Below are 26598 nucleotides of genomic sequence, written 5' to 3'. Positions count from 1 at the left end.
CACTAGATAAAGACAGTCACTAAAGATGGTGACATCCAGCCAGATTAACTGTCGACGCCCTAATAAAAAACGCCTGGTCTTTTGAACCAGGCGTTTTAGTTTCTACAGCAGAATGGCTGAGGAAATGTACGGCTATTACATCATGCCGCCCATACCACCCATACCGCCCATACCACCCATATCAGGCATGCCGCCACCAGCAGACTCATCCTTAGGGGCTTCGCAGATTGCGCAATCCGTTGTCAACAACAGGGCTGCAACAGAGGCTGCATTAACCAATGCAGTTTTTGTTACCTTAGTTGGATCGATTACACCCTGAGCTACGAGGTCGCCATACTCACCAGTAGCTGCGTTGTAGCCGTTATTGCCCTTGCTAGCCAATACTGCATTGACAACTACGCTAGCTTCATCGCCAGCATTAGAAACGATGATGCGAATTGGCTCTTCCATTGCGCGTAATACGATATTAATACCAGCATCTTGATCGGCGTTGTCGCCTTTCAAGCCTTTGATGCCCTGCATTGCACGTAACAAAGCAACTCCACCGCCAGGAACAATACCCTCTTCAACCGCTGCACGAGTTGCATGCAATGCGTCATCAACACGGTCTTTCTTTTCCTTCATTTCGACTTCAGTAGCTGCGCCAACACGAATCACCGCAACACCGCCTGCCAACTTGGCAACACGCTCTTGCAATTTCTCTTTGTCATAGTCGCTAGTCGCTTCTTCGATCTGAACGCGAATGTTTTTCACGCGCGCTTCGATTGCTTTAGCATCGCCACTACCGTCAATGATGATGGTGTTTTCTTTACCTACTTCGATACGCTTAGCCTGACCTAAGTGCTCAAGAGTTGTCTTCTCGAGTGTGAGGCCGATTTCTTCAGCGATCACAGTACCACCAGTCAAAATCGCGATATCCTCCAACATCGCCTTACGACGATCACCAAAGCCCGGAGCTTTAACAGCACAAGTCTTGATAATGCCGCGGATGTTATTTACAACTAAAGTTGCCAAGGCTTCGCCTTCAACATCTTCAGCAATAATCAATAATGGGCGGCCAGACTTTGCCACTTGCTCAAGTACTGGGAGTAAATCACGGATATTGCTAACTTTCTTATCAAACAAGAGAACGTATGGGCTTTCCAATACGGCAACTTGCTTCTCAGGCTGATTGATGAAGTAAGGAGAGAGGTAACCGCGGTCAAACTGCATACCCTCAACTACTTCGAGCTCATCTTCTAATGACTTGCCATCTTCAACAGTGATCACACCTTCTTTGCCCACTTTTTCCATCGCTTCAGCAATACGCTGACCAATGCTTTGGTCGCTGTTTGCTGAAATAGAGCCCACTTGAGCGATCTCTTTAGTAGTGGTACATGGCTTACTGATTTTCTTCAACTCTTCGATTGCAGCTGTAACAGCCTTATCAATACCACGCTTCAAGTCCATTGGGTTGTGACCTGAAACTACATACTTCATGCCTTCACGAACGATGGACTGAGCCAATACAGTAGCGGTTGTTGTACCGTCACCAGCGATGTCATTGGTTTTAGAAGCAACTTCTTTCACCATCTGAGCACCCATGTTCTGGAGCTTGTCTTTGAGTTCAATTTCTTTTGCTACAGACACACCATCCTTAGTGATGGTTGGGCCACCAAATGAACGCTCGATAACTACATTGCGACCTTTTGGTCCCAAAGTTGTTTTTACAGCGTTCGCAAGAATATTTACACCCTCCACCATTTTGGTGCGGGCGTTATCTCCAAATACAACGTCTTTTGCTGCCATGATTGAATTCCTTTCTTAGGTACCGATTACTTCTGTACAACAGCCATGATGTCTTCTTCGCGCATTACGAGAAGCTCATCGCTGCCAACCTTAACTGTTTGACCTGCATATTTGCCGAACAGCACGCGATCGCCAACTTTGACATCAGGTGCATTCAACTTACCGCTGTCATCACGCTTACCTGGTCCAACTGCCAGCACTTCACCTTGATCAGGCTTTTCAGCGGCAGCATCGGGAATGATGATTCCAGAGGCAGTTTTTGATTCTTGATCCAAACGTTTGATGATTACGCGATCGTGTAAAGGACGCAGATTCATTCCTTCTCCTATGTTAGTAAGTGTTAACTAATTAAAAAACCAATAAAAATCAATATGTTGCATTCTCATTTCACCTGAGGCTCTGATTTTGAAGCCTAAAAAAGCTGTTTTAGCACTCAAGTGTAGGGAGTGCTGATTATATATGCCTGATTCTAGGAATTTCAAGAGTGGAAAGTTTTAAATTCTGTAGAACCCCATTTTCTATAATGGAAACTAGTAGGCAAATTCCTACAAATAAATAAGTCTTAAGCCCTTACTACTCCATTCCGTCCTGCCTAGACTGGACAGTCACTGATTGGAGATTGCTGATGAGCCCGAAATCCCGGCTGTACACGCTTGTAAAGGCTTGGAAGGATAAACCCTTCCAAGAAGTGCGCGATGCATGTGGCGAGCCTTGGCTTGGCCTAAGTAGCGTAGCGCTAGAAGAACACCAATCCTGGTCCAAGCGACAAGCGATTAGTTTCGAACCCATCTTTAACGCACAAGGATCAAGACTAACGAACTCTTTATATAGGCCATTACTCAATGCTACTGATACGCAATTCCTCAGATTATTCATGGAGGGTCTTGATGCAATTGCGTATTGGTATCGCAGTGGCCGCTTCATTCCAGGCATATTGCCAGCCCCAGCTCCACTGATAAGCATCGCTGAATGCGTGGATGCCTTGAGTGACCTTATTTTAAATTGTCGCTTGCCTGTTGGTCTCGTTAGCCTTGGAGTGCAACTAGCAAAAGACTCTGACTTCACAGACCCCTGCAAAGAAGGTTTGTTGCGTATGCGCCGACTTGGTGTTTCGCTTCACTTAATGAATTTCACGGGAACACAAGTCCAAATGAATTTGATAGAAGAGATGCGTCCTGAGGGAATGCACATCGACATGAGCCTACTTCGAGATAACAGCCTGCCAATCGCGTGCATATCGCAGGCAAAAAAGCAGCAAAGCCAGTTGTATGCCAGCAATATCACTTTAGTGAAAGATCTTGAAAATGCTCAAACCATAAGTGCCGATCACTGCTACGGAGGACTCATGATGCCGCCATTGAGCCGTCATCAAACTTTACATATCAGCGATAGCCGTATCGCTAAAGCCATTTTTTCGCTGCACCCTCATAAAAACCAAAATGGAGACAAAAAATGAGAAAACGTGTGATGTTGGTAGATGATCATCCAGCTATGTTGATGGCATTAAAAAGCATGCTTCAGGATCAGTTGCTTTTTGAAATCGTTGGACAGGCAATGAATGGGGAGGAATGCTTACGCTCAATGAAGGAGGCGAATCCCAATATGATCATCTTAGATCTTGATATGCCCAAAACAGATGGGTTTGACGTGATCCGGAGAATAAGCCTAATGCATCCCGATACTCGCATTCTCGTTTTATCCAGCCTAGATGAAGCTGTTTATGGTGGCAGAGTGAGATCCCTGGGCGCACATGGCTTTGTTAATAAAACTGCCGGTGCAGATGTCATTCTGGCAGCGTGTGTTGCCATATCGCAGGGATATACCTTCTTTACCCATGGGAAAAATGGCAATACCTCCTTGAGTGATAGTGACAAATTAGCACTCATATCCGATAGAGAGCTTCAAGTAATGAAATATCTTGGCAAAGGAAATACTAACCAGCAGATATCAGACTTATTACATATCAGCAATAAAACCGTTGCAACTTACAAAACAAGAGTCTTTGACAAGTTGGGCATTAACAATATTGCTGATTTGATTTTGTTCTGCCGTATTAATCACATTATCGAAAGCTAACTCTAGGAATGCATCGATTCATATTAAAAAGTATTCTTTTAATCTGCTGGAATTGCGGGGAGGTCTCCCATGCTGAACCTTTTAATGCCACAGAAAAATTATGGATCGATGCCAACCCTATCGTACGATTTAGCATTCATGAAAAGTATGCGCCCTACCTAAGCGAGTCTGGTAATTTAGGTAAGGCCGGCGTCTTCAAAGGACTTTTATCAAAACTCGAAGGGTGCACTCGACAGCAATTTGTTCCGGTTTGGAGAAAATCAGATCAGGATGGATTAAGACAACTAGCCGATGGTGAAGTGAAATTTATCATCGATCCCCCACGAATTACTAATGAAGTATTGAAGTTTGGCACCCTCTCTGAATCGATATTTTGGGGGCAGGATGCGGTCATCACCAAAACTACTACAAGCTCAAACTTCAACGCTAATGAATCAAGAATTGCGCACTTTGATCGAGGGTTTGAGAACCCCCCAATAGGAGAATCGACTGAGAATATTCAAACTGATTCAGCGAGCAATTTACTTAAGGCACTCCTCAAAAATGATGTTGAGGCATTAGTTATGCCAATACGACTTGCACATCAATTGGTGCAGTCATTCAAAAATGAGGATTTAAAAGTGGATGGGCTCTATAACAGAGAACCATTTGCCTATCGTTGGCTCATCTCTCATCAAGACGAACCCCTGCAGAATGTATTAGCACATTTTCTTGCAGATTTAGATCCAATCGAATCTCGGAATCTTTTTACTTATAGTAACGAAAGCACGATAAATAGACCGACAACAAGCCATTTCTCATGGATCATCTCTGGACTACTACTCATCTTTGGAAGTTCATTATCCCTCTACCTACAAAGAAAATATTCTCACCAGAAGAGAACATCGCAAGAACTATTGCGCACAAAAGAATTAGCTGAAAAAGCGAATGCTGCTAAATCAGCTTTTCTAGCGACGATGAGTCATGAGATCCGAACATCAATGAACGCAATACTTGGTGTACAAGAACTCCTTTTGGGAAGCGCGCAATTTCCTAAAAAAGATAAAACCTTATTAAAAAGTGCGCAAGCATCGGCTGAATCTCTCTTAGGAATGTTGAACCAAGTTCTGGATATTTCAAAGATTGAAGCTGGAAAGCTTACGCTTAACCTAGAGCCCTGCAATCTTCATCAATTAACCATGGATATTTATGCGGCATTTTCTACGGTTGCCGAAAAGCACAATCTACTTTTGCATCTTTCGATAGATCCTAGAATTGCTGAAGCATTGATGATTGACTCTCTGCGTCTTAGGCAGGTATTGCAGAACTTGCTGAGCAATGCGATTAAATTCACAAACCAAGGTGAGATCTACTTCTCAATTACTGTTATAGCTGATGACCACGCTGGTCAACTCATTGAGTTTAGAGTGATTGATACTGGCGTTGGTATGGGGCCAGAGCAAATTGAATTAGCCTTACAGGCTTTTGAGCAAGTGATCTCAACTCAAGACTCCCATTGCTCCGAACAAATACAAGGGACGGGTTTGGGTCTCACTATTACCAACCATTTGGTGAACTCTATGAATAGCCACCTCTATTTTGAGAGCGCCCCCGGCTTTGGGAGCAATGTGCATTTTTCACTAGCACTACCAAGAACTAGTATGGCCGCCTCAAAAATTTCTTTCTTCGACTCTTTGGGGAAATCAACCAAAAAATTAATCCATAAAAAAGTCAAGGGAAGGGTCCACCAGATCCGCGCGCTAGTTGTTGAAGATCATCCGGCCAGCAGACAAATCCTCTCACTCCAGTTAGAGGCCCTAGGAGTTAATACGGTCGTTTGTGAAAATGCTCATGAAGCAACTAAGCTCATGAGTGAATGTCGCTTCGACCTCCTTATTACAGACCAATCTATGCCTGGCATGCAGGGATCGGAGCTAGCAAAACAGGTTAGGTCAAGCGGAAATGGAGATCTCATTATTATTGCCGTCACCGCAGATATTTACGCCCTAGACTCTCGCCATCAATTTTTATCCTCTGGCATGAATAGTGTCCTCATCAAACCCCTAAGCTTGAGTGCCCTAGAAAATGAGTTGCTGCGATATTTTGATTCGTCCAGCGCCGAATCAAGTGAATATTCTTTTGCAGCATTTAGTAACCTCATTCATGATGATCCAAAGCAAATCATTGTCATATTGGAAGAAATCCGTCGCGTCCATGATGATGCTTTACAGCAATTAAATTTCAGCCTCACTGGGACTGCAATTAATGAATCTCAATTCAATAGTCTCGTACATAAGGTCAAAGGAGGCGCGCAACTATTGCAAGCGTCTGGGTTTATTGAGGCATGCCAAGAACTAGAAGCTGACGGCCCACTCCATCAGCGAATTGAGCTATTTATTAAGCTACTCAATGAAGAAAATAAAAAGATCGAGTCTTATCAGAGGCGCTATCGTCAATAACGCGGAAATCTATCCAGATAGTCACATATCAGTTTATCCTTTAGGGAATGAGCGCTTGGAATTTCCCATACACAGCATATAAATTAGCCCAGGTTTTAACCATGGGCTTCATCATTTCCAATTCAGCATGGTCTGCCGACTTAGTATCCCAAGAAACCGCCTTGCAATATATCCCTAGGGACGTAGCATCAAGTCTTGATAAAAATCAAATTCCTAAAGATGCTATTAGCATCTCGGTTGTTGAAATTACGCCAGGACGTCCTGGAAAAGTCACAGCAAAAACAGAGTTAGATTGGCGCTCTACTCAAGCAATGAATCCCGCTTCAACCATGAAGCTTCTCACTACGCTCACTGGTCTGGATATTTTGGGACCTCGATATCGTTGGCGCACTAATCTCTACACGGATGGCCTCATTCAACAGGGAACCCTCAAGGGCAATATTTACCTTCAGGGCACAGGGGACCCAAAACTGGTTCCTGAAGAATTGGCCAAAATGATGAGGGCCTTACAAAACCTTGGCATCCAGAAGCTTGATGGTAATCTTGTGTTTGATAGAAGCGCATATGCCCCTGGGGTCATGGAACATAATACGATTGATGGCGAATCTTTACGCGCCTATAACGTACCTCCTGATCCTCTGTTATATGCTTTTCGAACCCTATCCTTTCAAATAGGAAAATCTCGCACTGCTGACTTCATTGATATTAGCTACACCCCTCCTCTTTCGCGCCTGAAAGTAAGTAATCAAATGCAGTTAGTAGATAAGGCATGCGATAGCTGGAAAAGCAACATTCGCTTTAATCTAGAGCCTGAGGGTACAAATGCCAATACCGAGCAAGCTCTTACCGCCCAATTCTCGGGAAGCTTCCCAAATACCTGTAAAGGGGTGAGCTATAACGTAGTTGCAATCGACGCTAATACATTCTTAACTCAAGGTTTTGCGGCCGCATGGGAGCTGGCCGGAGGAACCTGGGCACAAGCTCCAGCTGGAAGAGATGGTGCGGTTCCCATTAACGCAAGACCGCTACTTCAGTTTGAAGGAATCAATCTGGCCGATGATGTACAAGACATTAATAAATACTCAAACAATGTCATGGCACGCCAACTCCTTCTTACCTTGGCTTTGGAAAAAATGGGGAAGCCCGCAACTATTGAGAATGGTGAATTAGTTATTCGAGGTTGGCTTAAGGGTTTAGGACTGCAATTTCCAGAGCTCGTAATCGAAAATGGTTCCGGGCTTTCGCGAAATGAAACAATCTCCGCCAAAAATTTGAATCAAATATTGGTAGCCGCCCGAAATCTACCGGTAGGAGAGATTTTTTATAACAGCCTTCCCATTGCTGGATCCGATGGAACCATGAGAAATCGTCTTATGACCCATTTACGGAAATTTCTACATCTGAAGAAAAAACCAGAAGCTCGAATCAAAACTGGATCACTTGCCGATGTGAGAGCAATATCAGGCTATGTCATCAGTAAATCTGGAAAAATGTATGCCGTGACATCCTTCATTAACCACCCTAATGCTTGGAGAGGTTTAGAGGCGCATGATCAGCTATTGGCGTGGTTGCTAGATGATGGCCCAGAACCAAAACACGCACGCTGAAGTCTATCCCTTACACCATCCCACTCTTCGCCAGGCGGCGGCTCGGGCAGCAAAATTAAATCCCATCCCTGCTGATCTAGATCACGAAGAGTACGGTATAACTTACCTGCAAAGCCCACGCTATCACTTGGCACCAGAACTTCCTCAAAATGTACCGAAGGATGGCCATCCTCACCTAATGCGGAATCTGAATCCCATACGGCAACAGCAACGCGTGACTTGATATCTGGAAATTCGCTGAGCGCATCTAAGACTCTTCCCGGCGCATACAAACGTAATGGCGTAGTTGGAGCGTAATGAGCACGCAGACTACCCGAGACCCTTGGAATATCTACACCACCTTCAGCCGGAATGATTTCTCCTGGAAGAAATATTTTGATGCCAGTCTTTTCTAGAATCTCTCCTGGAGTAATGATTCCCGGTCTTAATAAAGTTGGGTGATCACTAGAAGACAAATCAACGATGGTCGATTCAATGCCAACCTGGCAATCGCCTCCATCCAAAACCATGAGATCTAACATCCCCTCAAATTCACTACGGACATCAGCTGCGCTAGTAGGCGACACTTTACCAAACCGATTAGCTGAAGGACCTACAATGCCCCCTTTGAATTTACGCAGGAGCTCTTGAGTGAGTGGGTGAGCCGGCGCACGAATTGCCACCGTCTCCTGACCGCCAGTTGCCTCAAGCGGAACACTTTTATCTTTTCTAAAAACTAAGGTGAGAGGGCCAGGCCAAAATGCATTCATTAGCTTGAGCGCATCTTCAGAGATATCCCTCACCCAGGGAGAAAGAACGGGTACCCAACCCACCTGAGCCTGATCAAATTTATCAGGAGCCGCCACATGAATAATGAGTGGATGATCAGCAGGCCGGCCTTTTGCGAGGAAGACCTTTTTGATAGCCTCGGGATTTTTTGCGTCTGCGCCTAGTCCGTAAACCGTTTCTGTTGGGAACGCCACAAGGCGCCCCTCACGCAAAGACTGCACTGCTTCATTGATTACTGCTGTAGATTGCAAAGAGCTACTATCGCTGGACATTTCTAGGGCTCGATCCCTAATTCAACAGCGACTGCTGCACAGTTTTGACGAGCTTGATTAATGGACTCGCCTAGGCAGTTAATATGCCCCATCTTTCGACCCATCCTCGGATCCGATTTTCCGTATAAATGCAGCTTGGCATCAGGATGAGAAAGTACTTGATTCCATGCCGGCTCTCTCGCCCGATCTTCACTTCCCTCAAACCAAAGATCGCCGAGTAAATTGAGCATCGAGACTGGGGCTAATAAACGAGTGTCGCCCAGCGGTAGACGAGCCATTGCCCTAACCTGCTGCTCAAACTGACTGCTCACGCAAGCATCCATAGTGTAGTGACCAGAATTATGCGGACGTGGGGCAATCTCGTTAGCGACGATATCGCCACTCTTGAGCACAAAAAATTCAACGCACAAAACACCGACATAATCGATCTTACGAATCAGCGCTTTGGCAGCCTCAATAATTTTCTTTTCTTGCGCAGGTTTCAGAGCTGGTGCTGGCACAGTAGAGGTATGCAAAATACCATCCCGGTGAATATTCTGAGAAACGGGATAAGCTACAACCGCATCATCGTATCCACGCACTACAAGCGCAGACACCTCAAAGTCTAAGTCCATCCGCTTTTCTAATACACAAGGAACTTTACCTAACTCAGCCCAGGCAGCCGCCAAGCTTGCGGGCTCATAAACGGTAATCTGACCCTTACCATCGTATCCCATGCGTGCAGTTTTCAAGATCCCAGGAAAAAGATCGGGCGCTGCATGCTCAATATCAGCATCATGCTCAATCACACAATAAGGCGCTGGGCCAATATTGGTTTCAGCTCGCCAAGTTGCTAAAAATTTTTTCTCTGCAACTCGATTTTGCGCCAAAGAAACGCAGCTACTACGTGGTGCCACGAATACGCCGAGAGCCTCAAGCTCATCAAGTGCTTGAGCTGGAACATTCTCAAACTCAGTACTAACTGATTGGCATAAATTCGCCATTTCCTTTAAAGCGGAAGAGTCGGTGTAATCAGCCTGGATAAATTTTTCAGCAATGGAGCCAGCAGGGCTATCTGCGCCAGGATCTAAGACGCAAACTTTATATCCCATTGATTGAGCGGCCTGAGTAAACATCCTCCCCAATTGACCACCACCTAAAATTCCTAAATACGAACCCGGCAAAATGGGTTCCATACGATCTGCCATGTAATTAATATCCCGGCAAATTCATGGAGCGCGCGGTATCAGACTGTTTTGCGCGAAACTCTTCTAACTGCTTGGCTAAGGCAGGATCATTTACCGCCAAGTTTGCAATCACATGCAAAGCTGCATTAGCAGCACCAGCCTCACCAATAGCAAATGTTGCTACCGGAATACCTTTTGGCATCTGTACGATTGAATACAGCGAATCCTCGCCGCGAAGGTACTTACTAGGAACAGGTACGCCATAAATAGGAATAATTGTTTTAGATGCCAACATACCAGGCAAATGAGCAGCACCACCAGCGCCGGCAATAATCGCTTTTAAGCCATTGGCGTGAGCATTCTGCGCATACTGAAACATATCATCAGGCATCCGATGAGCAGAGACTACTTTAGCCTCATGAGCGATGCCAAATTGCTCCAACATTTGAGCAGCGTGTTGCATGGTATCCCAATCTGAATTGGATCCCATCACTATTCCGACAATTGGCTTCTTACTCATTTACCTCTCCAAATACCCTAATTTCACAACGTGCCTCTATTTAAGCGCTTATTATCCCAGCCTTTTTAGAGGTTTAGGAAATTAAGCCTTAGTTAAGCGAGCAAGGGCCTCGCGATACTTTTCTGCAGTTTTATCGATCACATCAGCCGGTAATGCAGGTGCAGGCGCTGTTTTAGGCCAAAGCTTGCCATCAACCATAGCGGTTTCAAGCCAGTCACGCACAAACTGCTTGTCGTATGAGGGTGGATTTGCGCCGACATAATAGGTTTCGGCAGGCCAGAATCGCGATGAGTCGGCAGTCAAAATCTCATCCATCAACACCAACTGACCGGCGTCATCTAAACCAAACTCAAACTTGGTATCTGCAATGATGATTCCACGAGTCGCAGCATATTCAGAAGCCTCTTTATACAAACGAATGCTGACTTCACGAATCTGATTAGCTAACTTCTCGCCAATCATCTCAATCACTTTTTCAAAAGAAATGTTTTCGTCATGTTCACCTACCTCAGCCTTTGCTGCTGGGGTGAAGATGGGCTCAGGTAATTTTTGGGCATTCTCTAAACCTGCTGGCAATGCGATTCCACATACCTTGCCAGTTTCCTTGTAATCTTTCCAGCCACTACCTGCAAGATAACCACGAACCACCGCCTCGACTAAGATTGGCTTTAAACGCTTAGCCACCACTGCACGACCTTTAACCTGATCAACTTCATCAGCAGAAACTACGCTCTCAGGATCAATACCGGTTAAATGATTGGGAATCACATTGGCTAACTTATCAAACCAAAAATTCGCCATTTGATTGAGCACAATTCCTTTCTCAGGAATCGGTTGACCCATCACTACATCAAAGGCGGATAAACGATCGGTTGTAATCATTAATAGCTTGTCATCACCAAGGGCATAAACATCACGCACCTTACCCTTGGATAGCAAAGGCAATGACTTAATAGAGGTGGCATACAAGGCTGGCATATTTATCTCACTTCACAATCTGCGCTAATTTACCGCTCTTGTATAACTCCGCCATCTTCTCTAGTGGAATTGGTTTAATTTTAGATGCTTGGCCCGAACTGCCAAATGCATTAAAGCGAGCGATACAGACCTTTTTTGCTGCTTCGCGCGCTGGCTTTAAATAATCACGAGGATCAAATTTGCTTGGATTCTCAACAAAATATCGACGAATAGCCCCCGTCATTGCCAAGCGAATATCGGTATCAATATTAATCTTGCGTACCCCATGCTTAATACCCTCTTGAATTTCTTCAACGGGCACACCATAAGTTTCTTTCATGTCGCCACCAAACTCACGGATCTCCGCAAGTAATTCCTGGGGAACGCTTGAGGATCCGTGCATCACTAAATGTGTATTCGGAATGCGCGCATGAATTTCTTTAATACGATCAATGGCCAAGATATCACCAGTAGGCTTCTTCGTGAACTTGTAAGCACCATGACTGGTACCAATCGCAATTGCTAATGCATCACATTGAGTCAACTTCACAAAGTCTGCGGCCTGCTCAACATCAGTTAATAACTGCTCACGCGTCATCTTGCCATCGGCGCCATGACCATCCTCCTTATCACCCTGCATGGTTTCCAAGGAGCCTAAAACACCCAACTCGGCCTCAACGGTGACCCCAATGGAGTGAGAGAACTTCACTACCTCTCTGGAGACATCAACGTTGTACTCATAACTAGCAACCGTCTTTCCATCAGCTTCCAAAGAGCCATCCATCATCACACTGGTAAAGCCACTCTTAATTGCCGCCATACAAACCGCTGAGCTTTGGCCATGGTCTTGATGCATGACAACAGGAATGTGAGGGTAAGCTTCCACTGCAGCAGAAATTAAGTGACGCAAAAATGCTTCGCCAGCATATTTACGTGCGCCTGCAGAAGCCTGCATGATAACTGGAGAATCGGCCTCATTAGCCGCTTCCATAATAGCTGTAACCTGCTCTAAATTATTAACATTAAAAGCTGGTAAACCATAACCATGTTCCGCAGCGTGATCTAAGAGTTGTCGTAAAGATACTAAAGCCATGATGATCTCTTTATTAAATTATGAGTAATAAATAAATTAAAAAAATAAATGTGAATTACTTCACTTGAATAATCTTGAGTGAGTTCGTGCCACCCGGCTCGCCCATAGGCTCACCTGAGGTCAAGACCACCACATCACCCGTCTTCACCGCGCCCAATTGCTTTAAGCAATCTTGCACTTCCTGTAAAGCGGCATCCCGCTCTTTGGTGTAGTTCAGACCAATCGGGAAAACATTGCGATATGTACTTAAAGCCCGTTGCGTTGAAATTTTAGAAGTTAAGGCAAAAATAGGAAGATGAATATTGTGACGACTCATCCAAACTGCGGTCGAGCCTGACTCCGTTAAGGCTGCTATGGCACTCGCATTGAGATGGTGAGCGGTAAATAAAGCACCCAGAGCAATAGTTTGATCAATGCGAGAGAACGTTTGATCTAAAAAATCAGTATCTAGTTTTACGCGATCAGACTTCTCAGCCTCAACACAAATCTCAGCCATAGCTTTGATAGTTTGAACGGGATACATTCCTGCAGCCGACTCAGCTGAAAGCATTACTGCATCTGTACCATCCAATACAGCATTGGCAACGTCACTTACCTCAGCGCGCGTTGGCACAGGAGCATTAATCATTGACTCCATCATTTGCGTTGCAGTAATCGTGAACTTATCAGCCTCTAGTGCTAACTTAATCATGCGCTTTTGCAAAGCAGGAACCGCGGGGTTGCCGACCTCAATTGCTAAGTCGCCACGAGCAACCATAATGCCGTCACTCTCTTGGATGATGCTAATTAATGCCTCAGTTTCAATCGCCTCAGCACGCTCTACCTTGGCAATTGTGCGCACCTTACCAACGCCATACTTTGCACTTGCGGCATCCGCCAACTTACGTGCATAAGCCATATCTGCACCATCTTTTGGAAAGCTAATTGCTAAAAAATCAACGCCCATTGCAATTGCCGCATCTAAGTCTGCAATATCTTTTTCCGTTAAAGCCGGCGCAGTTAATCCACCACCAGCACGGTTGATGCCTTTGTTATTTGAAAGTGGGCCGCCTTGCTCAACAAGAGTAAAAATCTCCCCACCCTTAACGCTTTCAACACGAAGTACTACCAAGCCATCATTTAGCAATAGGCGGTCACCAGGTTTTACGTCTTGTGGTAACTCCTTGTAATCCAAGCCAACGCGCTCTTGATTACCAAGTTGGCAGGCTACATCCAGAATAAATTGCTCGCCTTCTTTCAGAAGGATTTTGCTATCAGCAAATTTACCAACCCGAATTTTTGGACCCTGTAAGTCAGCCATGATGCCAACTTCTTTACCTACTTCCGCTGAAATGCTGCGCACTAAATCATGACGCGCTTTGTGGTCTGCAACAGTGCCATGAGAAAAATTCATTCTCACCACATCTACACCCGCGCGAATCATCTCGCGCAATACTTCGGGCTTTTCCGACGCAGGCCCTAGTGTGGCGATGATCTTTGTTGCTCTCAACATATTTAGTCTTTCGCTCTTTCAGCTAATACTGCAAAGGCTGGTAAGGTCTTGCCTTCCAAAAATTCCAAGAAGGCACCACCACCAGTAGAGATGTAATCCACTTGATTTTCAATACCGTACTTCGCAATTGCTGCCAAGGTATCACCGCCACCAGCAATTGAAAACGCAGGTGAATGAGCTATCGCCGCAGCCAACATTTTGGTTCCACCGCCAAACTGATCGATCTCAAACACACCGAGAGGACCATTCCACACAATGGTTCCGGCATGCGCCAACATGATCGATAAACGTGCAGCAGTTTTAGGTCCAATATCTAAAATCATGTCGTCTTCTGCTACTTGGTCAGCAGGCACGCGGTTGGCTCGCGCTAGTGGCGAAAGCTCATTCGCAACCACCACATCTTCTGGAATTGGAACATGAGCACCACGCTTTTCCATGATCTCCATAATTTCTTTGGCTTCATTCACTAAATCTGGCTCAGCCAAAGATTTACCAATAGGCAATCCTTTTGCCAACATAAAAGTATTCGCAATTCCACCACCAACGATGAGCTCATCGACCTTATCGGCAAGTGCCTTCAGAATCGTTAACTTAGAAGAAACTTTAGAACCCGCAACAATCGCTACCAAAGGACGTTTTGGGCTAGCAAGTGCGCGACTCAATGCGTCTAACTCAGCAGCCATTAAAGGACCTGCGCAGGCAATCGGAGCAAACTTTGCAACACCATTTGTTGTAGCTTCTGCACGATGTGCAGTACCAAAAGCATCATTAACATACACATCGCAAAGGGCAGCTATTTTCTTGGCCAGCTCATCATTGTTCTTTTTCTCGCCAATATTGAGACGGCAGTTTTCGAGCAACACCAATTCGCCAGGGTTCACGTCAAACCCACCATTTACCCAATTACTAATCAGAGGAACCTTGCGGTTTAAGAGTGTGGCAATTCGGTCTGCAACAGGGGCCAAGCTATCCTCTGGCTTAAATTCACCTTCAGTAGGACGTCCCAAATGGGATGTCACCATTACGGCTGCACCAGCATCCAAACACATCTGGACCGCAGGCATCGAAGCCCGAATTCGTGTGTCCTCAGTAATATTACCCAGATCATCCTGGGGAACATTAAGGTCGGCACGTATCAGAACGCGTTTTCCCTTTAAAAGGCCTGATGAGGCTAATTCACTAAGGCGTTTAACTTTAAATAGCGATTCCGGCATGAGAATAGGTAGATTTGGTGGTTTATGAGGATTGCTCCATTCTAAATCGTCTGGGGGAGCTACCCCCAAGGAATGGGAAGGTCAAATTAGCCTGCCTGCTCTACAATAAAGGCTTGGACGTATTCTAGGCCCAGGGACCAGAAATTCCACTGGCTTAGTGCCCCGATTAACCGATTTATCAGACACAAAAGGTAGAGAAAATGTCGATGTCCGACCGCGATGGCTTTATTTGGTCCGATGGGAAGCTAATTCCTTGGCGTGAAGCTAATATTCACGTACTAACCCACAGCCTCCACTATGGAATGGGCGTGTTTGAGGGTATACGAGCCTACAAAACCCCCCAAGGAACTGCGATTTTCCGCCTGCCTGAGCACGTTAAGCGTCTATTCAATGGCACGAAGATTTTTCAAATGAACATGCCGTATAGCCCTGAGCAGATTACCAACGGAATTATTGAGGTGGTTAACAGCAACAAGCTAGAGTCTTGCTACATTCGCCCCATTATTTTCATTGGCTCCCAAAAATTGGGCATTTCACCAAAAGGAAACAGCATCCATACCGCTATTGCAGCGTGGGAATGGGGCGCCTACTTAGGTGAGGATGGGCTAAACAAAGGAATTCGGGTCAAAACTTCATCGTTTACTCGTCACTTTGTAAACTCATCCTTAGTACGCGCTAAGGCCTCTGGTTACTACATCAACTCCATTTTGGCCAATCAGGAGGTAACGGCCAACGGATACGATGAGGCATTGCTGCTGGATACCGAAGGCTATGTTTCCGAAGGATCAGGCGAAAATATCTTCATGGTGAGCGAGGGTATTGTCTACACCCCGGATTTGGCTTCCTGCCTGGATGGCATCACTAGAGATTCCATTATTGAAATCGTAAAAGATCTTGGTCTTGAGTTGCGTGAGAAACGCATCACTCGTGATGAGATCTACTCTGCGGATGAAGCCTTCTTCACCGGAACAGCAGCTGAAGTAACGCCCATTCGCGAGCTCGATGACCGTACTATTGGCGATGGTAAGCGCGGTCCCATTACAGAAAAGATTCAAAAGACCTACTTTGATGCCGTTTACGGTAGAAGCGATAAGTACAAGTCTTGGCTGACTTACGTTAAGTAATAGGAAATTAAAGAATGAGTGAATCTCAAGTTGTGATGATTGATGGCAATAAGGATTTGCCTTTACATTGCCCAACTAATAAAACGCCTAGCTGGAATTCGCATCCACGAGTTTTTTTGGATGTCGCAAAAACTGGCGAAGCAAAGTGTCCTTACTGTGGCACTGAGTACAAACTCATTCCAGGCACCGAGCCGCACGGGCATTAAACCTATCAGCGCCCCGCCATGGGGCGCTGTATCGGGATACCTCATATGAACCGTATTCTGATCATCGCACCCAATTGGATTGGTGATGCAGTCATGTCCCAGCCGCTATTGGCTAGCCTCAAAGAAATTTACCCACACTCCTCTATTGATGTACTAGCAAGCCCTTGGGTCGCATCTATTTACCGCTCCTGCGCTGAAGTCAATGAAATCATAGAGGCCGGTCTAGCTCATAAACAATTGCAATGGGGCCTTAGAAAGAAAATCGCGGCGCAACTGAAAACACGGCAATACGAAGCATGCTTTGTATTGCCCAATAGTTTTAAGTCAGCGCTAATTCCTTGGCTTGCCAATATTCCTTTCAGAGTTGGTTATCGCGGAGAAATGAGATTTGGGCTCATTAATTTTTCCCTAGATAACCCAAAGAAAATTAATCGCCCACCAATGGCAGATCATTACCTGGCTCTAGCTCAGGTCTTATCTGAAAGCAAGGGATCGGGCAACTTGGAACCAGCAGACCCAAAACTCAATGTGTCGGCAATAGCGCAAGAAACGATTCGGACCAAACTGCGTCACGCATCCATCCCCGAGGAATCAATTTATGTCCTTTGCCCAGGTGCAGAATATGGCGTAACCAAACGCTGGCCTCCAGAGCACTTCGCCGATCTTATAAACCGCTTAATAGCAACCAATTCCTTGGCTCATATCATCCTCTTGGGCGGCAAGGGTGACCATAATCTGGCAAAAAGCATTCAAACTCAAGCGGGTCAATCTACGCATTTACACAATTGGTGCGGAGAAACCTCATTAGATGAAGCGATTGCACTGATTGGCATGAGCAAGACTCTCATTACTAACGACTCTGGCTTGATGCATATTGGCGCAGCATTAAAAGTTCCGCAAGTAGCCATTTTTGGCTCAAGTGATCCGCGCCATACGCCCCCTTTATCCAACAAAGCAAAAGTACTTTGGTTGAATCTTCCATGCAGTCCCTGTCACAAAAGAGAATGCCCACTTGGACATCTCAAGTGCCTAAAAGATATCTTGCCTGAAGATGTATTTCAAGCCACACAGACACTCTATTAACCTGAAGAAAGTAAGCCATGCCTAAACTAGCCAGACTTTTCCAGAATGCTGATGAAGTGGTTGATGCATGGCGAGAGGCATTAAAGCATCGTGATGTACAGGGAGCTTTAGCTATCTGGTTAGATGATGACTCAATCACTTGCGTACTACCAGAAGGGCAGCGCTTAAGCGGTCACGCAGAGATACGCGCTGGATTGGAAAGGTTGTTAGCTAAGCAGGCGCTGTTTTTAGAGCCAATTGCTTGCATTAGTCACTCCGTCTTAGGTGCCGCGGTATACGACACCACAGAGGCTGTTCACCTTAGAGCAGATCAGATCGAGGCGGCATTTTTTATCAACATTACCCTAGTACTGCTTCAAGATAGCCAAGGCTGGAGAATTGCGCATCTACATGCCAGCCACTCAACAGAAGATACCTTTGATGCGCCCACAACCGCTCATGGACTACATTAATTCACTACCAGAAATCATGAACCATGGATGAGCAAGTACTCCGATCGCTCGTCAAGTGGCCTAATGTTCCGGATTGTTATGGCTGGCTAGCACTTGATCGTCGCGGTCAATGGCGCATGCGAGATGAATATGCGCAAAATCACTCTTTATCAGGAACAGTCATAAAACATGCCGCTCTTAATGAATCCATTTCTAGAAACTATGCCCATGATGACTTAGGGAGGTATTTTTTTCAAAATGGTCCGCAAAGAGTATTTATCACGCTAGATGCAACCCCCTGGATTGCACGATTCATTCCTAGCGATCACGGCACAAATCCATTCAAGCTTCTAACGCATTGCGGTACATCAATTGATCCCCAAGGTGCTTTGAGTGATGAATCTGGAAATATTTATATTGTTGGAGCAATCAATCAATTGAGCTGCACCAGATCTGAAGAAAAGCTATTTACTAAGGAAAAATCCATTTCGATTGCCCTATTACACGATCATGACCTTCATTTATTTTCAGATCAATCTAAGATTCTGGAGGATGCTTGCAGCTACAAAGGATCGTGGATGTGGAATGGTGAAGAACTCCCCATTGACCCCATTTACTCAGCAGAATTAAGCGAACGCTTTCATTTCACTAAGAAACCACAAGCCACTACTTAGCCAGGGAAATTCTTTCCCTTTTCCTTTAGCTCTTCTTGATATTGTTTTTGCATTTCACGAAGTCTCGCGTCAATGCTAGAGCCCTGATAAAAATCTGCACCACCGGATGCTCTTGCTATCTTCAATTGCTCAATTGCTGAAGGCCAAGCACCATCAAGGGCATACTTCTCGCCCAGTGCGTAATGTCGCATCGGAATATTTTTTGCCTGGTCATAAGCGTTTGACAGCATCCCCCACCAAACAACTTCATTTGGCTGAGCCCTAGTTCGAGCCTTTAGCCATGCAATAGCATCATTGGTGCGCCCCAATTTGAGGTAAGCATTCATCAATGCCACGCCAGCGGCATAGGATTGTGGATAAGCCTTCAAAGTTGATTGGGCAATTTGAAGTGCCTCATCATTCTTCCCTTTCGCTAAAGCCAACTCTGAGGAAGTAATGTCGAGTGAGAGGCTTTGCCTTTGAATGGGTGATCCAGGTGCGCTAGCGCTATTCGCGAGGTTACGAGCTTGTTGCAAATAAGTACTTGCTTGGTCTACTTTGCCTTGTTTTTGCGCAATCAATGCAAGGCCATAAAAACCTTCCATTTGCTTGCCTGGATTAGTTTGCTTACTTAAACCCTCGAAAGCATTTTTTAAGTCATACATCCCGCTTGCGCTTCCTGATTGCTCCATACGAGCACGCGCCTTAATGAAATAAAACTCCACCCCCGAAGAAACATTGCGAGTCGAGATATTGCGAGCGCGATCTTGCATATCCGCTATACGATCGGTTGTTAATGGATGAGTACGGACATAGGCAGGAATCCCGTTATCCATAATTCCAGTGGCTTTTTGTAAGCGCTGGAAAAAACCTGGCGCACCATTTACATCGTATCCACTCGCAGACAAAATCTGAAACCCAATTCGATCCGCTTCACGCTCAGCATCCCTCGAATAAGACAGTTGATTATTTACTGCAACGGCCTGGCCACCCTGCATTAGCCCAGAAGCTGCGCCTGGGTTGCGAGAGGCTGCTAGTGCTCCTAATATGATGCCTGCAAGCGCAATCATGGTATTGGTCGTTTGCTTATCCATCTGACGAGCCAAGTGGCGCTGAAGAACGTGTCCCGTCTCATGCCCCATCACAGAAGCTACTTCAGATTCTGATTCGGCGCTAGTGAGTAGTCCTGTATGAAAACCAATAAACCCACCAGGCAAAGCAAACGCATTAATACTGCTATCTTTGACCGCAAATACTTCAAAGTTATAAGCTCCACTACCCTGCTCATTTGCGCCACCTAATTGCAAGCGCTTTGCCGCCTGAAGCAAGCGACGTTCCATTTGATTTAGAAAATCATAAATTGGTAAATCATTTGAATAATCTGGGTCTGGACGAATTTGGCGCATGATCATCTCGCCATACTTTTTCTCATCCATCCGACTTAATGTGTCTCCCCCAGGGTCACCCATATCAGGAAGAATGAAAGTGGGCTGACTAGAAATTGAATTGCGAGTTGGTAAATTAGATGAACGGGCATCTGGGGATTGAATAGCTCTCCCCAAATTTTGGACTGCTGCAGCATCTCCCTGCACAGAAACATCGCCAGCAGGCGAAGCGCTGTTTCCTGCAGCGTAGGCAAATCTGGGGGTTGGCCAGGCTAAGGCCAAAATTAACTGGGCGGTCAAAATGCGCCTATAAACAGCAGGTTTCTTTAATGTCTTTATGACTTCCATCCCTCTATGGTAAAACTTATCCCATGAACAAACTAACTCATTTTGATGCTAGCGGCCAAGCCCATATGGTGAATGTGGGCGATAAGCCCAATACACACCGCATTGCCATTGCCTCGGGCAAAATTACGATGCTTCCCGAGACTTTTAGGATGATTGAAGCGGGCTCCCATAAAAAAGGAGACGTTCTGGGCATCGCCAGGATTGCAGGTATTCAGGCATCCAAAAAAACTTCGGATCTGATCCCCCTGTGTCACCCATTGGCGCTGACTCACGTCAGCCTAGAATTTAAGCTAGATACCTCTAAAAATAGCATTACTTGCCAAGTACAAGCCGAAACTACCGGTCCTACCGGCGTTGAAATGGAAGCCTTGACTGCCGTCCAAGTTGCCCTTCTCACAATCTACGATATGGTCAAAGCAGTAGACCGCGGCATGGTCATGAGCGACATTCAACTACTAGAGAAAAGTGGCGGCAAAAGCGGGGAATGGAAGTCTGCATAATCAGCAGTCTTTTTTTTGCTTGAAGCCGCCATTAGGCGGCTTCCACATGAATACTATTTACTGATACGACATTCCGAAGGTAATAACTGAGGAAGCAAATTCGTTTCAGCTGAACGACAAGACCATCCACCCGCCCAGGTCGATCCCTCTGGCTTAGATAGATCAATCGGCTTTGGAATGTTTGCATCGGGATTATTGGTTGGGATCAGATGTAATGTGTTTTTATTATCAGGCGCGACATTATTCTGAAAATCAATCACGATTGTTCCGGAGGGTGTGATTTCAATTAGTTTCACGCTTCTAGTTGGTACAAAAGTAAATGATCCCTGCGTGGCTTCATCCATCGCCACCGTACCCTTACTTGCAAATGCCTCAGTTACAGCCAACTTTGCACTTGAAGAAAGGTTCATCCCCTCCACGATACGACTTCGAGCGATATAGTCTTGATACTGAGGCACTGCGACAGCAACCAGAATCCCAATGATGGCAACAACTACCATCACCTCTATTAAAGTAAATCCAGACTCATGCTGCTGATCAACTTGGGTAATTTGTGAATCATTCATGCGCATTCTCATTCTGTTGGCTCCTGAGGTTGAATCCCTCATCATCCAGTCTATACCCAATACATTCAAGATGCCTATAAGTAAGAAAAGCCGGCTTTAAAGGCCGGCTTTTTCCGAATCATGCAAAAGAAAATTAATGCGCTTCTTTGGAAGAATTCTTTTTCTTCAAGTAGGTTCCAACAAGAATCACGATGGCCACGCCGATAATTTCAAAGGCTAACTTAGCATCACCTAATGCAGCTTGGATACTGTCCTTAATTGCAGGGTCATCAACCAACATTCCCCCTGCCAATAAACCCAGCAAGCCGGCACCCAAGGTAATGATGATTGGGAAGCGCTCCATAACCTTTAAAAGCATCGCGCTACCAAAAATAATCAATGGAATAGACATACCTAAACCAATAATGAGTAGCAAGAGACGGGTTTCTTCAGGCCCTTTTTGAGCGGCAGCCGCAACAGCTAAAACGTTATCTAAACTCATTACCAAGTCAGCAATCAAGATCGTGCGAATTGCAGCCCAAATACTGGTCTTGGCTTCCATATGCTCTTCACCGCCGCTATCAGACAATAGCTGAATGCCGATATAAAGCAAAAGTAAGCCGCCAACAATTTTCAAATACGGCAGGGTCAGCAATGCAACTGCGGTAATTGTCAGTACAACTCGCAAAATAATTGCAGCAGCACTACCCCAGAAAATGGCTTTCTTTTGTTGGGCAGGCGGCAAATTGCGGGATGCCAACGCAATCACAACAGCGTTATCACCAGATAACAAGATGTTTGCAACAATGATTGAGAGCAATGCAGCCCAAAATGTTGCGTCAGAAAATGCTGAAAAATCCATAATGTCTCCGTACTTTTTTATATTTTAATTTTAACAACAAGGTAATACAAAAGCATGCTGACGAATCAGCATGCTTTTTTGATTACAACATAGCTTTAAGCAAAGCCGCCATTTCAGATGGATTTCTTGTCACTTTAAATCCACATTCTTCCATGACAGCAAGCTTAGCGTCAGCAGTATCCGCCCCACCAGAAATCAATGCGCCTGCATGGCCCATACGCTTTCCAGGAGGCGCAGTCACACCAGCAATAAAGCCAACTACAGGCTTTTTCATATTGTCTTTGCACCAGCGAGCTGCCTCAGCTTCATCTGGGCCGCCGATTTCACCAATCATGATGACCGCATCAGTTTCTGGATCTTCATTGAACATACGCATAACGTCAATGTGCTTCAAACCATTAATTGGGTCACCACCAATACCAACCGCCGTGGACTGACCTAAACCGATTGCTGTCAATTGGCCAACTGCTTCATAAGTCAAAGTACCAGAACGGCTAACAACACCAATGCGGCCCTTCTTATGAATATGACCAGGCATGATACCAATCTTGATTTCGTCTGGAGTAATAATGCCTGGACAGTTAGGGCCAAGCAACAAAGTCTTCTTGCCTCCAGCAGCCTCTTTTGCATGCATCTTATTGCGCACTTCCAACATATCTTTGACTGGAATGCCCTCGGTAATACAGATCACAAAATCTAGATCTGCTTCAACAGCCTCCCAAATTGCCGCGGCAGCGCCAGGAGGCGGAACATAAATCACTGAAGTGGTAGCGCCAGTTTGCTGAGCAGCCTCTTTAACAGTTCCATAAATTGGAATATTGAAGATAGACTCGCCCGCTTTTTTAGGATTTACACCAGCTACAAAACAGTTTTTGCCGTTTGCGTATTCTTGACATTTCTCAGTGTGGAATTGGCCGGTCTTACCAGTAATACCTTGAGTAATTACTTTAGTATTTTTATTTACCAAAATAGACATATTGAAGTTCCTTGATTATTTGTTTTTTGCAACAGCAGCAACTACCTTAGTAGCAGCTTCAGCCATTGAATCGGCACTAATGATTGGCAAACCGGAATCCGCAAGAATCTTCTTGCCCAACTCCTCATTGGTACCCTTCATGCGCACTACCAAAGGTACAGTCAAGTTCACCGCTTTACATGCCGTCACTACGCCATCAGCGATCACGTCACAACGCATGATGCCGCCGAAGATATTGACCAAAATTGCTTGAACACTCTTGTTCTTGAGCATGATCTTGAATGCTTCGGTTACTTTCTCTGCAGTAGCACCACCGCCAACGTCTAAGAAGTTCGCTGGCTCGCCACCAAACAACTTGATCGTATCCATCGTTGCCATTGCCAATCCCGCGCCATTGACCAAACAACCAATATTGCCGTCAAGTGAAATGTAGGCTAAATCAAATTTAGACGCTTCGATCTCAGCAGCATCTTCTTCATCAATATCGCGATAAGCAACGATCTCTGGATGACGGAATAGAGCATTTGGATCAAAATTGAATTTGGCATCAAGCGCTTTGATCTTGCCATTACCTTCAAGAATCAATGGATTGATTTCGACCAATGAGGCATCAGTCTCCCAATAAGTCTTATACAAATTCTTAAATACGTCACGCGCCATTGGGATAGAGGCATCTGGAACACCAATGCCTTTAGCAATAATGTCGCAATCGGCATCTGTTAACCCAATTAATGGATCAACAAATACTTTAATAATTTTTTCAGGATGTGATTCGGCTACTTCCTCAATATCCATGCCGCCTTCGCTGGACGCCATGATCACATTTTTCTGCGTACCACGATCGGTAACGATACTGAAGTAGTACTCTTTCTTAATATCGGCGCCATCTTCAATGAGAAGACGATTAACTTTTTGACCTTCTGGTCCTGTTTGATGGGTTTTTAATTGCATACCCAGAATTTCAGAAGCGTATTTCTTGACTTCATCCATACTCTTCGCCAGTTTCACACCGCCGCCTTTGCCGCGACCACCCGCATGAATTTGCGCCTTGACGACCCAAACTGGACCACCCAATTTTTCGGCAGCTTTAATTGCCTCATCAACACTAAATGCAGGAATGCCATTTGGAACTGGCACATTAAATTGGCGTAGTAATTCTTTGCCTTGGTACTCGTGAATTTTCATTATTACTCCCGAAACGGTATCTTTTTTAGCAAGCGATGAGGATTAGTCAAACCGATTTCACCGTAATGTCATACTTACCCAATGATTTGCTAAATCTCAGCGAATTTGAATAAATGTGAACGGCTTGACCGACTCCATAAGTCTATCATGCTGCAATGCGTCAACCGGGTATATTTGCTCCGTAATTGCCCTAGTCAGGGCGCCCAGCAACCACCTTAGATACGACTGCCGCACTAAAACCCTTAGATGCCAAAAACCGATACTGGCGAGCACGCTCCTTCTGTTCGGTGGCTACTACCCCAAATTTACGCATCCAAAGCTCTTGCGCACGCTGATATTCAGTCTCTTTTAGGCTTTTAATGAGATTTGCAGCTTTCTCGCTATCTACCCCAGCCTGCTGGAGCTCATCTGCTATTTTCCGCACTCCAAAACGCTCGCTGCGTCGTCGAACTAAAGCTTCAGCAAAGCGCTCATCAGAAAGCCAACCCCTAGCCTCAAAATCATCCAAAACCTCTTCAATCTGAACGGCAAGAGACTTTCCAGGAGGGGGTGCCTCAGGCTCTGCCTCTGGCAAGTTGAACTTGAGCATCCGGGCCGAAGCTTCTTCAAGCTTGGCGGCTAAACCTTTGCGGCTATATTCACGCATTGATAGAAGGCGCAAAGCCCGAGCTTTGAGACTCGGGCTTTGTTTCTTACCTTTTTTTACTTCGCTACCTAGTTCTGACATCGAACTATTACACTTCCTCTTCTTCGCTGACAACGTCGCTAACTACGGCTGTTCCAGCCTTAACTCCGAGTTTCTCGCGAATTTTGGCCTCAATATCTTGAGCAATTGCTGGGTTCTCCTTCAAGAACTCACGCACATTGTCTTTTCCTTGGCCAATACGGTCACCGTTATAGCTGTACCAAGAGCCTGATTTCTCGACGATATCAGCCTCGACGCCCATATCGATAATCTCACCTTCTCTAGAAATTCCAGCGCCGTACATGATGTCAAAGATCGCTTCACGGAACGGAGGAGATACTTTGTTCTTCACTACTTTGACACGGGTCTCATTACCAACAACCTCATCGCCCTTCTTAATGCTACCAATACGACGAATGTCTAAACGCATTGATGCATAGAACTTCAGCGCATTACCACCAGTGGTAGTTTCAGGAGATCCAAACATCACACCAATCTTCATACGAATCTGGTTAATAAAAATAACTGTCGTATTCGTACGTTTAATTGCACCAGTCAACTTACGTAAGGCTTGACTCATCAAGCGGGCCTGAAGGCCTGGCAATGAATCGCCCATATCGCCCTCGATCTCCGCTCTTGGAACCAAAGCCGCTACAGAGTCGATGACAATTAAATCAATGGAACCAGAGCGTACTAAGGCATCAGCAATTTCCAATGCCTGCTCACCCGTATCAGGCTGCGAGATCAATAAATTATTTACATCCACACCCAGACGTGAGGCGTACTGAACATCTAAAGCATGCTCAGCATCAATAAAGGCGCAAGTGCCGCCAATCTTTTGCATCTCTGCAATTGCATGCAAAGTTAAGGTTGTTTTTCCTGAAGACTCTGGGCCATAAATCTCGATTACGCGCCCACGTGCCAAACCGCCAACTCCCAAAGCAATATCTAAACCCAAAGATCCGCTTGAAACCACTTGAATATCTTGATGAATCTCTGCATCGCCCAATCTCATGATTGAGCCTTTACCAAATTGCTTCTCAATTTGCGCTAAGGCCGCAGTCAGTGCCTTTTGTTTGTCTCCGCTCATGCCATCAAACTCTGATGAGGCTGATTTTTTCTTATCATCCAAGGCCATTTTTTAATTCCTTTTCGCTATGTATTGGGCTTTTTCCCGTAGTTTCTGTACTTTTTAACAACTTAGAGTTTACTGTATATAAAAAC

General features: G+C 45.3%; 26 protein-coding genes. 10 read left to right on the top strand and 16 right to left on the bottom strand.

The annotated features are described in order from the left end of the window. Positions 1–135 precede the first annotated feature (135 nt). Both groL and AOB49_RS09290 read right to left on the bottom strand, forming a co-directional pair. Positions 136–1788: a chaperonin GroEL gene (gene groL, locus AOB49_RS09295; RefSeq protein ID WP_062310296.1), complete on the bottom strand. Its 1653-nt coding sequence runs from the start codon at positions 1786–1788 to the stop codon at positions 136–138. 26 nt (positions 1789–1814) lie between these two features. Next, on the bottom strand, positions 1815–2105 hold the full coding sequence (locus AOB49_RS09290; RefSeq protein ID WP_015421939.1) for a co-chaperone GroES: 291 nt from the start codon (positions 2103–2105) through the stop codon (positions 1815–1817). 308 nt (positions 2106–2413) lie between these two features. Here AOB49_RS09290 and AOB49_RS09285 point away from each other — a divergent pair, with 308 nt between their 5' ends. From AOB49_RS09285 to dacB, 4 genes are read left to right on the top strand one after another with little or no spacing between them, the layout of a single operon-like run. After that, positions 2414–3244, top strand: a complete 831-nt coding sequence (locus AOB49_RS09285; protein WP_062310294.1) for a hypothetical protein — start codon at positions 2414–2416, stop codon at positions 3242–3244. Further along, positions 3241–3864 (top strand): response regulator transcription factor, encoded by a 624-nt coding sequence (locus AOB49_RS09280; protein WP_062310292.1) that lies wholly within the window; start codon positions 3241–3243, stop codon positions 3862–3864. Before AOB49_RS09285 ends, AOB49_RS09280 begins: the two co-directional genes overlap by 4 nt. An 8-nt stretch (positions 3865–3872) precedes the next feature. Beyond that, positions 3873–6302, top strand: a complete 2430-nt coding sequence (locus AOB49_RS09275; RefSeq protein WP_062310290.1) for an ATP-binding protein — start codon at positions 3873–3875, stop codon at positions 6300–6302. Between the two features lie 47 nt (positions 6303–6349). Beyond that, on the top strand, positions 6350–7909 hold the full coding sequence (gene dacB / locus AOB49_RS09270; protein WP_245640659.1) for a D-alanyl-D-alanine carboxypeptidase/D-alanyl-D-alanine endopeptidase: 1560 nt from the start codon (positions 6350–6352) through the stop codon (positions 7907–7909). Here dacB and AOB49_RS09265 read toward each other — a convergent pair. The 7 genes from AOB49_RS09265 to AOB49_RS09235 all read right to left on the bottom strand — a co-directional run bounded on the left by AOB49_RS09265 (position 7855) and on the right by AOB49_RS09235 (position 15391). Beyond that, positions 7855–8949, bottom strand: coding sequence for an L-threonylcarbamoyladenylate synthase (locus tag AOB49_RS09265; RefSeq protein ID WP_062310287.1), 1095 nt, complete (start codon positions 8947–8949; stop codon positions 7855–7857). The genes dacB and AOB49_RS09265 overlap by 55 nt on opposite strands. Positions 8950–8951: 2 nt before the next feature. Continuing rightward, complete coding sequence (locus tag AOB49_RS09260) at positions 8952–10136, bottom strand: 5-(carboxyamino)imidazole ribonucleotide synthase (protein WP_062310283.1); 1185 nt, start codon at positions 10134–10136, stop codon at positions 8952–8954. Positions 10137–10140: 4 nt separating this feature from the next. Then, complete coding sequence (gene purE, locus AOB49_RS09255) at positions 10141–10635, bottom strand: 5-(carboxyamino)imidazole ribonucleotide mutase (protein ID WP_062310281.1); 495 nt, start codon at positions 10633–10635, stop codon at positions 10141–10143. Positions 10636–10716: 81 nt separating this feature from the next. Further along, positions 10717–11613, bottom strand: coding sequence for a phosphoribosylaminoimidazolesuccinocarboxamide synthase (locus tag AOB49_RS09250; RefSeq protein ID WP_062310277.1), 897 nt, complete (start codon positions 11611–11613; stop codon positions 10717–10719). A gap of 7 nt (positions 11614–11620) precedes the next feature. Further along, positions 11621–12685 (bottom strand): class II fructose-bisphosphate aldolase, encoded by a 1065-nt coding sequence (gene fba, locus AOB49_RS09245; RefSeq protein WP_062310274.1) that lies wholly within the window; start codon positions 12683–12685, stop codon positions 11621–11623. A 55-nt stretch (positions 12686–12740) separates the two neighbouring features. After that, positions 12741–14177 (bottom strand): pyruvate kinase, encoded by a 1437-nt coding sequence (gene pyk / locus AOB49_RS09240; protein ID WP_062310271.1) that lies wholly within the window; start codon positions 14175–14177, stop codon positions 12741–12743. A 2-nt stretch (positions 14178–14179) separates the two neighbouring features. Beyond that, positions 14180–15391: a phosphoglycerate kinase gene (locus AOB49_RS09235; RefSeq protein WP_062310268.1), complete on the bottom strand. Its 1212-nt coding sequence runs from the start codon at positions 15389–15391 to the stop codon at positions 14180–14182. 200 nt (positions 15392–15591) lie between these two features. Between AOB49_RS09235 and AOB49_RS09230 the strand changes: the two genes are divergently transcribed. Genes AOB49_RS09230 through AOB49_RS09210 form a run of 5 tightly spaced genes read left to right on the top strand, consistent with a single transcriptional unit; the run spans position 15592 to position 18909 of the window. Then, complete coding sequence (locus AOB49_RS09230; protein WP_062310264.1) at positions 15592–16515, top strand: branched-chain amino acid transaminase; 924 nt, start codon at positions 15592–15594, stop codon at positions 16513–16515. 14 nt (positions 16516–16529) lie between these two features. Beyond that, the gene (locus AOB49_RS09225) at positions 16530–16721 is read left to right on the top strand and encodes a zinc-finger domain-containing protein (protein ID WP_062310261.1); all 192 of its coding nucleotides are present in this window, start codon (positions 16530–16532) and stop codon (positions 16719–16721) included. Positions 16722–16766: 45 nt separating this feature from the next. After that, the gene (gene waaF / locus AOB49_RS09220; RefSeq protein WP_062310258.1) at positions 16767–17804 is read left to right on the top strand and encodes a lipopolysaccharide heptosyltransferase II; all 1038 of its coding nucleotides are present in this window, start codon (positions 16767–16769) and stop codon (positions 17802–17804) included. A 17-nt stretch (positions 17805–17821) separates the two neighbouring features. Continuing rightward, on the top strand, positions 17822–18256 hold the full coding sequence (locus AOB49_RS09215) for a YybH family protein (protein WP_062310257.1): 435 nt from the start codon (positions 17822–17824) through the stop codon (positions 18254–18256). Between the two features lie 23 nt (positions 18257–18279). After that, positions 18280–18909 carry a DUF2946 family protein gene (locus AOB49_RS09210; RefSeq protein WP_062310254.1) on the top strand — a complete coding sequence of 210 codons (630 nt, stop codon included), beginning with the start codon at positions 18280–18282 and terminating at the stop codon, positions 18907–18909. Here AOB49_RS09210 and AOB49_RS09205 read toward each other — a convergent pair. Next, complete coding sequence (locus AOB49_RS09205) at positions 18906–20621, bottom strand: beta-barrel assembly-enhancing protease (RefSeq protein ID WP_062310251.1); 1716 nt, start codon at positions 20619–20621, stop codon at positions 18906–18908. The genes AOB49_RS09210 and AOB49_RS09205 overlap by 4 nt on opposite strands. 23 nt (positions 20622–20644) lie before the next feature. On the opposite strand from AOB49_RS09205, the gene moaC reads away from it, so the two are divergent. After that, positions 20645–21121 carry a cyclic pyranopterin monophosphate synthase MoaC gene (gene moaC, locus AOB49_RS09200; protein WP_062310249.1) on the top strand — a complete coding sequence of 159 codons (477 nt, stop codon included), beginning with the start codon at positions 20645–20647 and terminating at the stop codon, positions 21119–21121. Between the two features lie 53 nt (positions 21122–21174). Here the strand turns inward: moaC and AOB49_RS09195 are convergent, their stop codons facing one another. The 6 genes from AOB49_RS09195 to recA form a co-directional block, all read right to left on the bottom strand. After that, a complete protein-coding gene (locus AOB49_RS09195; RefSeq protein ID WP_062310247.1) occupies positions 21175–21687 on the bottom strand; it encodes a pilin in 513 nt (170 codons plus the stop codon). A 133-nt stretch (positions 21688–21820) separates the two neighbouring features. Next, on the bottom strand, positions 21821–22528 hold the full coding sequence (locus AOB49_RS09190; RefSeq protein WP_062310244.1) for a TerC family protein: 708 nt from the start codon (positions 22526–22528) through the stop codon (positions 21821–21823). A gap of 82 nt (positions 22529–22610) precedes the next feature. Beyond that, the gene (gene sucD / locus AOB49_RS09185) at positions 22611–23504 is read right to left on the bottom strand and encodes a succinate--CoA ligase subunit alpha (RefSeq protein ID WP_062310242.1); all 894 of its coding nucleotides are present in this window, start codon (positions 23502–23504) and stop codon (positions 22611–22613) included. A 15-nt stretch (positions 23505–23519) separates the two neighbouring features. After that, positions 23520–24689, bottom strand: coding sequence for an ADP-forming succinate--CoA ligase subunit beta (gene sucC / locus AOB49_RS09180; RefSeq protein ID WP_062310239.1), 1170 nt, complete (start codon positions 24687–24689; stop codon positions 23520–23522). A 190-nt stretch (positions 24690–24879) separates the two neighbouring features. Beyond that, complete coding sequence (locus AOB49_RS09175; RefSeq protein ID WP_062310237.1) at positions 24880–25416, bottom strand: RecX family transcriptional regulator; 537 nt, start codon at positions 25414–25416, stop codon at positions 24880–24882. Between the two features lie 7 nt (positions 25417–25423). Next, positions 25424–26506 (bottom strand): recombinase RecA, encoded by a 1083-nt coding sequence (gene recA / locus AOB49_RS09170; protein ID WP_062310575.1) that lies wholly within the window; start codon positions 26504–26506, stop codon positions 25424–25426. Positions 26507–26598 lie beyond the last annotated feature (92 nt).

Source organism: Polynucleobacter sinensis (assembly GCF_001595985.1).
Classification (GTDB): domain Bacteria; phylum Pseudomonadota; class Gammaproteobacteria; order Burkholderiales; family Burkholderiaceae; genus Polynucleobacter; species Polynucleobacter sinensis.
This window is presented reverse-complemented; position numbering and strand designations above follow the sequence as displayed.